The 9,064-nt window shown below is 61.7% G+C and carries 9 protein-coding genes; 5 read left to right on the top strand and 4 right to left on the bottom strand.

Annotated elements, in window-relative coordinates:
* Nucleotides 1–170 precede the first annotated feature (170 nt).
* Nucleotides 171–929, top strand: a complete 759-nt coding sequence (locus E5P2_RS31400; RefSeq protein WP_162571070.1) for a hypothetical protein — start codon at nt 171–173, stop codon at nt 927–929.
* Here the strand turns inward: E5P2_RS31400 and E5P2_RS31395 are convergent.
* The gene (locus tag E5P2_RS31395) at nt 926–2,428 is read right to left on the bottom strand and encodes a replication initiation protein (protein ID WP_162571069.1); all 1,503 of its coding nucleotides are present in this window, start codon (nt 2,426–2,428) and stop codon (nt 926–928) included. The genes E5P2_RS31400 and E5P2_RS31395 overlap by 4 nt on opposite strands.
* A gap of 1,313 nt (nt 2,429–3,741) precedes the next feature.
* Between E5P2_RS31395 and E5P2_RS31390 the strand changes: the two genes are divergently transcribed.
* Nucleotides 3,742–4,230, top strand: a complete 489-nt coding sequence (locus E5P2_RS31390; RefSeq protein ID WP_162571068.1) for a hypothetical protein — start codon at nt 3,742–3,744, stop codon at nt 4,228–4,230.
* Nucleotides 4,231–4,305: 75 nt separating this feature from the next.
* Here the strand turns inward: E5P2_RS31390 and E5P2_RS31385 are convergent, their stop codons facing one another.
* Nucleotides 4,306–4,527, bottom strand: coding sequence for a DUF2158 domain-containing protein (locus E5P2_RS31385; RefSeq protein WP_162571067.1), 222 nt, complete (start codon nt 4,525–4,527; stop codon nt 4,306–4,308).
* 151 nt (nt 4,528–4,678) lie between these two features.
* Entirely contained in the window at nt 4,679–4,990 is a 312-nt protein-coding gene (trxA, locus tag E5P2_RS31380) for a thioredoxin (protein WP_162571066.1), read from the bottom strand.
* A 115-nt stretch (nt 4,991–5,105) separates the two neighbouring features.
* On the opposite strand from trxA, the gene E5P2_RS31375 reads away from it, so the two are divergent.
* The gene (locus tag E5P2_RS31375) at nt 5,106–6,254 is read left to right on the top strand and encodes a hypothetical protein (protein ID WP_068673886.1); all 1,149 of its coding nucleotides are present in this window, start codon (nt 5,106–5,108) and stop codon (nt 6,252–6,254) included.
* A 61-nt stretch (nt 6,255–6,315) separates the two neighbouring features.
* On the opposite strand, the gene E5P2_RS31370 is transcribed toward E5P2_RS31375, so the two are convergent.
* Nucleotides 6,316–7,191, bottom strand: a complete 876-nt coding sequence (locus E5P2_RS31370; RefSeq protein ID WP_068673887.1) for a hypothetical protein — start codon at nt 7,189–7,191, stop codon at nt 6,316–6,318.
* A gap of 265 nt (nt 7,192–7,456) precedes the next feature.
* Here E5P2_RS31370 and E5P2_RS31365 point away from each other — a divergent pair, with 265 nt between their 5' ends.
* Nucleotides 7,457–8,011 (top strand): hypothetical protein, encoded by a 555-nt coding sequence (locus E5P2_RS31365; protein ID WP_068673889.1) that lies wholly within the window; start codon nt 7,457–7,459, stop codon nt 8,009–8,011.
* Nucleotides 8,012–8,204: 193 nt separating this feature from the next.
* Nucleotides 8,205–8,549 (top strand): hypothetical protein, encoded by a 345-nt coding sequence (locus tag E5P2_RS31360; protein WP_162571065.1) that lies wholly within the window; start codon nt 8,205–8,207, stop codon nt 8,547–8,549.
* Nucleotides 8,550–9,064: the final 515 nt, after the last annotated feature.

Raw genomic sequence — 9,064 nt, 5'->3', positions numbered from 1 at the left:
CAGGAGAGCCCCAGGCTCTCTTTTTTTCTGGGCTCGCGCGGCCGGCCTGCCCTAATTCCACGCAGCCGCGCCGTTCTTCTTGACCTCAAGGTGTAGCCTGGGTAAAGTTATACTTCAACGCCTTAAAGTCGCAGTACAACCTGACCCGAGGCTGTCAGCAAGGAGTGACCATGAACCCCGCCGCACATGTCGCCCAGCTCCTTGAGCAATCGCCCGACTTGGCAGGTGCCGTGGCAAAAGCTGCTGAATGCTCAGTGCCACTGCTTCAGCGAGCCATGGACGACTACGGGTTGCTGTCCCCCTTGCAATGGGCACAAATCGCGGAGTGCGCCGAGGTACCGGCGACGTGGCTGGGTTCGGGCGAGCCTTGGCATCCGGACATGATTCGAGCGCTTCAGCGCAACTCCAGGGCGAAAGCCAGCAGCGTGGAACTCCAGCGTTTGCGGCGCGGCAACCTTAGGCGACTGGCGGACGCCTGCACGCATACGACCCATTTGGCGACGTTGCTGAACACGGCACCGTCGATGCTCTCTGACCTGATGAACTCGGAGACGCGGGCTGCTAGCCAGCGGCGCGCCTTCGGACCGCGACGGGCGCGAGCGATGGAGGACGCTCTTGGCCTGCCGGACGGCTGGTTGGACCGGGACGAGCCGGTACCCCCGGCTTTAGGGATGCGAGCCCGGCAGTTGAGCTCTGCCCCTCGTACACGAGCCATTGCCGCACGTGGGCCTTCGGTGGGGGGCGCTGCCGGGCTGGGCGACTGGCCGCTGCCGACGGCAGTGGCGCCAATTCACCAAACGGTGCTGGCTAAGTATCTAGACTTGGCCAAGGCTGGGGTCGTCGACGAAGCGTTCGCTTACAGCCTGCTTGGCACCTTGCTCGACAAGGAGCGCCCGCCAGGCGCTGCCGTGGCGGCAATACCGGGCTAGTCGGCCGGAACCTCCCGAGGCGATGCCGCCTTCTTTCGCGTGCCGGAAGAGATTGGCCCCCCTACAGAGATTTTGGTCGACAAAACTCTCGGGCCCTTGCTTCTTTTGGGTTCGTTGCGCCAGTCGAGGTACGCATCTAGTGATGCGTCTTCCGGAAGGGAAAGAACTCCTTCTTGCTTCGCCATCCACGCGTAGAACGTCCCGGACACGGCGGGTGTCTTGAACCCCTTTTTCGCGAACTGTTCTCGCACCAGGTTCGGAGTGTCCGGGCTGTTGAGGAAGGCCTGGAGCAGCTGGTCCTGGACAAATCGCGGCTGGCCCAAGTAGTACTTTCGAACTCGCTGCGCAATATGCTTGGCGAAATCGGCCTCATCCTGCTTCCGCGTGTCCACCGCGGGAGCCGGGAGAGCGGGGGCGTCGGCCTGACCTTCCTGCTGGGGACTGCGACCGTAGTAATCATTCTTGACCTGATGGACGAAGGCTGCAGCCTTGTCCCGGATACCCCCTTCCGCCAGGCGCTTGTCGAACGCGGCTATGTGGAGCCTGAGAACGGGCTCGTCGTATTTCGTCAGCAGTTGGTCGATGCCCCGTTCCGTGATTCCGTATTCACGCAGCTTGGCCTCGAGGCGAGGGTCCCCGGTCTGGCTGGTGTCCATGTCTAAAGCGGCCTGGACCTTCAGGTGCAGCCGGAATTGAAGGTGGGTCACCTTATTACGCGAACCTGTGGTCTCCAGCAGCTCGACGCTAAACGGACAGGCCTCGGTGCTCTCCAGCTCTCGCATTGCCGGTAAGAGAATGTCGCGCTTGAAGTAGCGATAGTTCCCTTGCTGGAGAAAGGTCTCGGCCGCATCAGGGCTCACGAGCAGCTTGACCCAATCGACAACCGGCATCCGCGCCGTCAGTTGAACGCGAATGTACCGGTGCGTGTTTTCATAGAGCGCGAGCGAATGGCCCGAATTGAACCGGTTTGCTAGGTGGATATCGATGGCCGCCCAGCGCCCTGGGCTCATGAGCATCTCGAATACATCCGGCGGAAACTCCCATTGCACCTCTCCCGAGCCGTCCGAACTCCTCGAATACTGGGATATCAGGCGGCTGGCCACCTTGTACATGTCGCCCCGCTCGCCCATCGCGTCGAAGCGGAATTCCTGGCCGTACAGGTTCTCCACGGCGTCGTAAATTCTCTCAGTTGCTCTGGTCGTGGCCCGCAACACCTTACCCAGCTCCCCCACGGTGGCGGCGAACCTGAGGACTCGTCGCTCGTCTAGAACCTTGGCCTGCAGCTCGGAAGGGATAGATTGCCAGCCCTTGGTCGTCACCAACAACAAAGCGTTGAACACCCGGCGGCAAAAATGGCTGTATTGGCCGGACACCGGGTACATGTGAACGACCTCAACGGCCTTGCGAAGTCGCTCCGGCAGATTGCTGTCGGCGAGCAAGGATAGCTGGCGGCTGTCATCGGTCAGTATCTCGCCGGTGACCCCTATGACTTTGGCCAATGGGATTTTCGCGTAGGTCGTTTGATGTGAGAAGGCTAACAGTCACCTCCTCACAGGTCAACGGCGAGCAACGAGGTAATGAGGCCGCTGTTCTTTCGATGGGCATCGGGGTCCTCGGACGAGGTTGTCTCCTTGCAAACAGACATCCCCTCATTTATCGGCGAGTTGCCACGCGGTCGAGTAGGTCCCTCAAAAAGCTCACAGGTCGCGCACGGATTCTCAGTCCCTCGAAACACTCACAGGTCGGCCTGTCCAGGGAAGGTCCCTCAAAAAGCTCACAACTGCCCGGGCCTGGCCGACACGTGCACATGACTCTCCCTCAAAAAGCTCACATGTCGGCGGTTCGGGTATCCCTCAAAAAGCTCACATGTCGTCCTTTGCGAAGCTGGCCGGTTATCCACAGCCCAGTCCCTCAAAACGCTCACATGTGGGGCTTTATGCGCCCTCCTTATGCTCACAACGGTCCCTCCAAAAGCTCCGGGTGTCCCTCAATTCGCTCACATTTGCCCCTCAAAAGACTCACATGTCCAACGGAAATTCCTTCCATATCAACAGCTTAGATGGCGTAAAGCAAGTAAACATTGAATTAAAGAAATCAAACGCATCGGTCACGAAAAGCAACGCTACTGCATTGCCTCACATCGCATAAACGACATAATACGGCATAACTTATGCGAGTTATGTTTATGTTATGCCGGTCGGACAGGCATAATTCGAAGTTATGTCGGCTGAAGACCCCGTTTACCTTGAAGCCCTTCGAGCCTTAGCGGCCGCCGGTGCGTCGGACCAATTGCTCAGCCAAGCCGTACGCGAGTTGCTTGCAGCGGGGGAGCGCACGGGCTTCTCGGCAGTTCCGCCAACGAGCGACCGTGCACAAACGGTCCCCACGCCGGCGAGCCCGCGCGACATAACGACGCCATTCGGCCTCCCCCGTAGCACCGCGGAACGGCCGGGTGGCCTGGTATCCCCCAATCTGTCCACAGGGGCGCAGCCGAAACGCAAGCCCGTCATCGTTGTTTTCAAGGAAGCCAACGGCCACCGAACGTCAGTCAGCCTGGCAGCCGACAAGTGGGCCGCCCTCCTGGAGTTGCAGCCCGACGCCGGGACGGTCACGAAACTTGTGAGGGCGGTCGGCCCGGCGGCTCCGGCGGAGGTGAATCGCAGCAGCTGGGTGTATGAGCAGGTGGTGAACCGGCTACGGCTGCCAGCGAACGGGTAGGCGGCGCGGAGCCCCACGGAGACGCCCAGGGCGGCCCCTCGTCGAGCGGGCTAAAGGCGGGAAGCTAGACGCGGTTGTTCACTTCCTCTGCACCATGCTCAAGCCCCTACTCGCGCTCACTGCTGCCCTGTACCTGGGAAGCGGAGCCGCGTCCGCACCTCCTCCCGCCGCCCCCGCCGATGGCGCCTTCCAGCTTCTGCAAGTCGGCGATGCGCCGCAAGGCGAGTGCGGGACCTACGTGCACAGCAAGGGGACGCTGCCCGGCGCAGCCAGTGTGATGTTCATGTCGACCGACCGAGTGCTCTTCCTGCGCACCGCGGACGGCGTTCGCACACTCGAGCTTGCCAGCCTGGACCAAAAACTACGGGTGAAGGACGTATTGGGCCGAGGCGACACGCTTAACCTGAAATTCCGGGCCCCGGGTAAGGAGCGCGCATGGCTCGTGGCCACTGTGTCGGAGGCGGTGGTGGACGATGACGGGGGCTACCCACTCATCGCGTTTGACGTTAAAGGGGGCTACATCTCTCCCACAGGTGCCCGGTTCGACTCGCCGAACCTGGTGGCCCACGACACCTGCCTGTAATCGGGCCTCGCGCGCCGGGCCGGGCGCGCGTGAAGAAGCCGCCTCGTGGGCGGCTTCAGTCTTGGGTGTTACCCGTTACTCAGCGGTGGGCGCCGTACCACCTTCGGGTGACGGTTTGATGCCCTTTACCTGAAAGGAATCCTTCGGCAGCACTTCCTGCTTCAGAACCGCCGCACCGTCGAACCATGCGACCTGGACGAACTTGCTGCCCTGCTCGACGCGGTCCTTGACCACGGTCAGCAGCGGGCCGCCCGACTTGAGTTCTACGACGTCGCCGACGGCGAGCTTGATTGCCATGTTGTGTGTCTCCTGCCCTGCTCGGGCGAATCTGTTGAGGAAGCCACGTGTAGGGACGTCGGAAAAATTGGCGGCCGGCCAGGAATCGCGGGGGTTGGTTTCTAACAAAAAGGCCCGCACGAAGCGGGCTGTGAAAAAAGAGGCTGACGGCTTAGGCGGCGACCATCGCTTCAAGCTTTCCTAGCGACTGGGCGCCGGTTGCTCGGGCAACGACCTCCCCGTGCCGGTAAAGCACGAGCGTGGGCACCCCGCGAATGGCCAGCTTCTTGGCGTGTTCCCGGTCCTCGTCGATGTTGACCTTGACAACCTTCAGCTTGCCCTCGTGGTTGGCCGCGAGTTGGTCCAGGACAGGCGCAAGCAGCTTGCAGGGGCCGCACCAGGGCGCCCAGAAGTCGACGAGCACGGGCACATCGGACTTGACGACGTCTTGCTCGAAGGTGGAGTCAGTGATGGAAGCAACCATTGTGTAAGTCCTAAAAAATAGTTCGGCAACCGTATAGGCAGGGCACGATTTGACTGACAGTGATAGAACTGGTTACAATACTACCAGCACCTTACTACTACAACGTACCCGCCCCATGACCCCGCAAGACCTGGCCCAGAGCTTCTACGCATTCGCACGGGGAGATGAAGCGCATCGGCGAGCACTCATCGAAGACATGTTCGAGATGCTGGACGCGCGGAACAGCCTGAAGCTGATGCGGCTGTCCGTAGAGCTCACCCGACTCAATGACGATGGTGCGCTGAGCGCCTTCGACGCTCTCATGGGCATGCTGACCTGCGAGCCGGTCCCGCTGCGCGGCTTTCCGACGAGTGGTTGGCGCGCGTACGCCCTTTCGACGATTTTCGAGCGCCCCGCGGGAGCCGTGCTCTCGCTTGCCGCCAACCCGCGCGTCATCGCCAGGTCTATCGCCGCTTCGACCGGAATCCCCGTCGAGGACATCCGGGTCGTCGCGGGCCAGGTGGCGACCCAGGACGCGTACCTGATGCCTCCTGCCGATGTCTTTCGCTTCTGCCGCGAGCTGAAGACGGCGATGGAGGTGGAGTCCAATCTCGTAGGCGCCCTTGCGCGCCGGCAGCGGCTAGCCAACCGCCTGGCGCCGGTTCTGGCCCTGGATGCTGTCAATGGATGGCGTGCGCCGGAGGCGCACCCTGTGAACGACGAAGCGCTCTTCATGGTTCTCATTCGGGGCGATATCACGCCCGGAGAAAATGACTCCGATGCCGGCCGCCCGGCCCTGACGTTCAGCGCACGCTACGAGATGGACGGCGGTATCGCCGAGCCGCTCGAGATTCACCACACCGTGCTTGGCTTTGGCACCCCCTGGGAGGTCTTCCGAGCCTCACTGCACACTGCACAGGCATTCGGGCTATGTCGACTCATGGCTCAGGCAGCGGTCGACCACCGCTGTGACCCTGCGCAGCTGCAGGTCAGCCTGGCCTTCGTTGACCACCCGGACGGGGAGAGCATGACTGCACGGGCAGCCGTCATCCATCCAGAAAAAGGTCTCCTGACGGGCGTCATCGAACACGACCTGGCGGAGCCTGACCAGTACGCGGCCGCGGTGCGCCGGATGATGGGAAATCTGCGGTTTGGGGCCCTGTCGGTCTCCGACTCTGCCTTCGGCTGCGGAGAGGTCGACAAGGGCGGCACTTTCAGATTCCTGGTGCCCGGCAAGGGTTGGCAAGAAGCGCCGGAAACGTTCGTTGCCTTTCCGCCGGTCTGACATCCCCGCTGCCTGGCCCGCGGGTCAAAAAAGGTCCGCCACGGAGGCGGACCAGGAAAAATCAATCGACCGTCAAGCGGCAAACGTAGGCTTCTGCGGCATTCGTAGCGGCCGCGCGCTGGTACGGAAGGTGGTTCCTTCGAACCAAGACGTCCGAGCCTGGCTTGGCCAGCATGTATACCCCTTGGGGGATGTCGCTGTCGAAGAAGACTTGCTGGAGCATCACATGGCTTGGTGCCAGCTTGCGCCGGCGCAGGCCTGCCTCGATGGACCGGATGCGGTCTGCGAAGGGCGCCCCCTGCCCTGCCGCTGTGTCCTTCAGGCTGTAGCCGTCACAAATGACGAACGTGCCCGCTGCGTAGCAGCCGTCCAGGACATACTGGGGCAGCGCTGCCTCCAGCTCATCCAACACGTCCTTCGGAAGGAAGCCGGGCTTGCCGTCGTCGGCGCTCACCACGAGAGGGTTCCCGACCGTGGCGAGGGCCATGAGCCGCTCCCCTGCTGGCAATAGCTGGGCGCTTGTCCCCGATTCACCGCTCAGGAGGGCCTCGTCGATGTCCGGACCGCTGCCCAGCCAAGGAGCCGGTACCAGGTGCTCGGCTTCCATTGCGGTCATGACGGGGCTGACCACTGATGCGGGCGCCGTGCCGGAAATGATTGCGGCGCTGAAGTCGATGCCGGCGCCTGGTCGACCCGACCAGTCGGTGGTGTACTGCTTCTTTCGCTTCTCCTCGACGACCGCGTGGAACGCGGCTTCAGCGGCGCGCAGCGACACGGGGCCGGAAGCCTTGGTCTGAAGCGTCGTGGCATTGCCGCGGCGTCCGTTGAGACCGTAAACGCGGTAGCCGCCCGCCATTGCCTCGATGACGATGTGGTACTCCTTGTCGGAGGTTCCCTTGCTGAAGTAGAGCTTCAGCACCTTTGATGAGTAACTCATCCATTCTCCTGTGAAGTTGTCCTTCCGCGTATAGCCCGCGGTGATTGGCGGGCCCGAGTGGCCCCGAACCGAAGAGATATTGCGTTTTAGATTAGCCGTGCTAAAATGTAACAGGCTTGCATCTATATTGGATGTCGCCTCACCCACGAGAAAGTGCATAGGAATGATTCGTCGAGGTCTCTTTTGGCTGCAAGGCCGTCTTCCCACCCGTCACATTTCCCATCTCGGCCAACCCTACATGGAGAGGTCGTACATCGGAACGGCGATGGGGCTGCGCTTCTACCTGCACCGATTCGTTGCTTGCGACGCTGACGGCCTTCACGACCACCCGTTCCTGCGCAGCCTGTCGCTCATTCTGGCTGGCTGGTACTACGAGGACCGGTGGTCGGGCCGTGTCGTAAAGCGCTTTCTCAACTACATCGGGCCAGAGTGCTTCCATCGCGTGGTGCTCCCCCGAGAGGCACAGCACGATGTCTGGACCTTGTTCATCCATAGCGCTCGCGTGAAGCAGTGGGGCGCGTTGCGTCCGGCTTTCAAGGGCCGCCATGGTCCGGTGCTGCTTTACGAGCCGCAGTCGGAGCCCACCGACCCGGAGTTCTCCAACTGGCACCTGCGGGCGGCCACCGGTGCGCAACTGCGTGCGAATCCGGCGCTCAATATCAGCGGACCGGCGTTCTCCATCGAGCTGGGAAAGAATGCGTACGCCGTGGGCCTTGCCAAGTATCCGGAGTCCGCGCACCGGCATTCTCTGGACATTGACCAGGCTGGCTTGCCAGAAGACCCGAATCCTGGCCAGCGTGCTGCCGTCCAGATGGGCTGAGCTTGCCCATCAGCCGCCGACGGCCCGACGGGATATGCCGGGACTTTGCTTTGCACCTGTGTAGACCGTTCTGACCACCCTCCCCCTTGAGCTTCCAGGCGACCTCGAGCTGCCGCGGTGGTGCGAGGGCGCGCGACTGGCCTACAGCTTTGAAATTGGCCAGGAGACGTCATCGAACAACATGATTCGGGGGATGGCGCCCAAGGCCTACATGGCACTTCGCCGGTTGTGGACGGTGAAGGTCTTCAGCCGGGGCCTTGCCGACCGGAGGCCTGCCGCGCCGCTCGCGCAGGCTGCCTTGGTCGTGGTCCGTAGGTCAGCCGGCGAGCTCGATTGGGACAACGCCTATGGCGGGCTCAAGCCAATTCTCGATTGCCTGGTTGTCAAATCTTCCAAGAATCCGAGTGGCCTGGGGCTGGTGACCGACGACAGCCCCAAGCATATGCCCTACCCGCCTTGGGTCGTGCAGCGCAGTGCGCCGCGAGGGCGCGGGAACGTGCACTTCGCCATCTTCGGCCTGGCGCCTGTGGCCGCCTGAGGCTGTTTTTTTCGACTGGGAAGCTTGTTCCTTCAAATCCACGAACCCTTGACCTTTGCCACGAATGTCTTTCTCTTCTTTCTTTCTAAAACGCAGTGACTAGAAGCCTGTGGAGCTTGTGAATTAGGCAGGAGTCCTGTGGTCAAGGTCGTGGGCAACCCAAAGGGTTGTCCATGAGCTTGTCCATCAGGAAGCTGCCGGTCTCCGAAGGAGAAATTCACAAATCCATAGGCTGGGGATGGGGTCCGGGGAAGGGGTTTCGCCTTCACGGGTTGGCCGCTGGCAGTGCTTCCGAGCCTGCTTCCAAGCCGGCAGGTTTGCGCTAAGCAGGGGTGGGAAAAAGTTTCCGGAGAGCCTCGCTACACGGCGGACCATCAACTCCCCCATGTACTGCGATGTCTTGCATCGGAATCCCCACCATCAAGCCTCCTGCCTTCTTCATCGATAACCAGTCGGTCATCAAACTTCATCTGTTCTCAGCAATGAGTCAGGGGTACGTTGAGCGTGCCTACTGC

It is taken from the genome of Variovorax sp. SRS16, assembly GCF_901827165.1.
GTDB lineage: Bacteria > Pseudomonadota > Gammaproteobacteria > Burkholderiales > Burkholderiaceae_C > Variovorax.
This window is presented reverse-complemented; position numbering and strand designations above follow the sequence as displayed.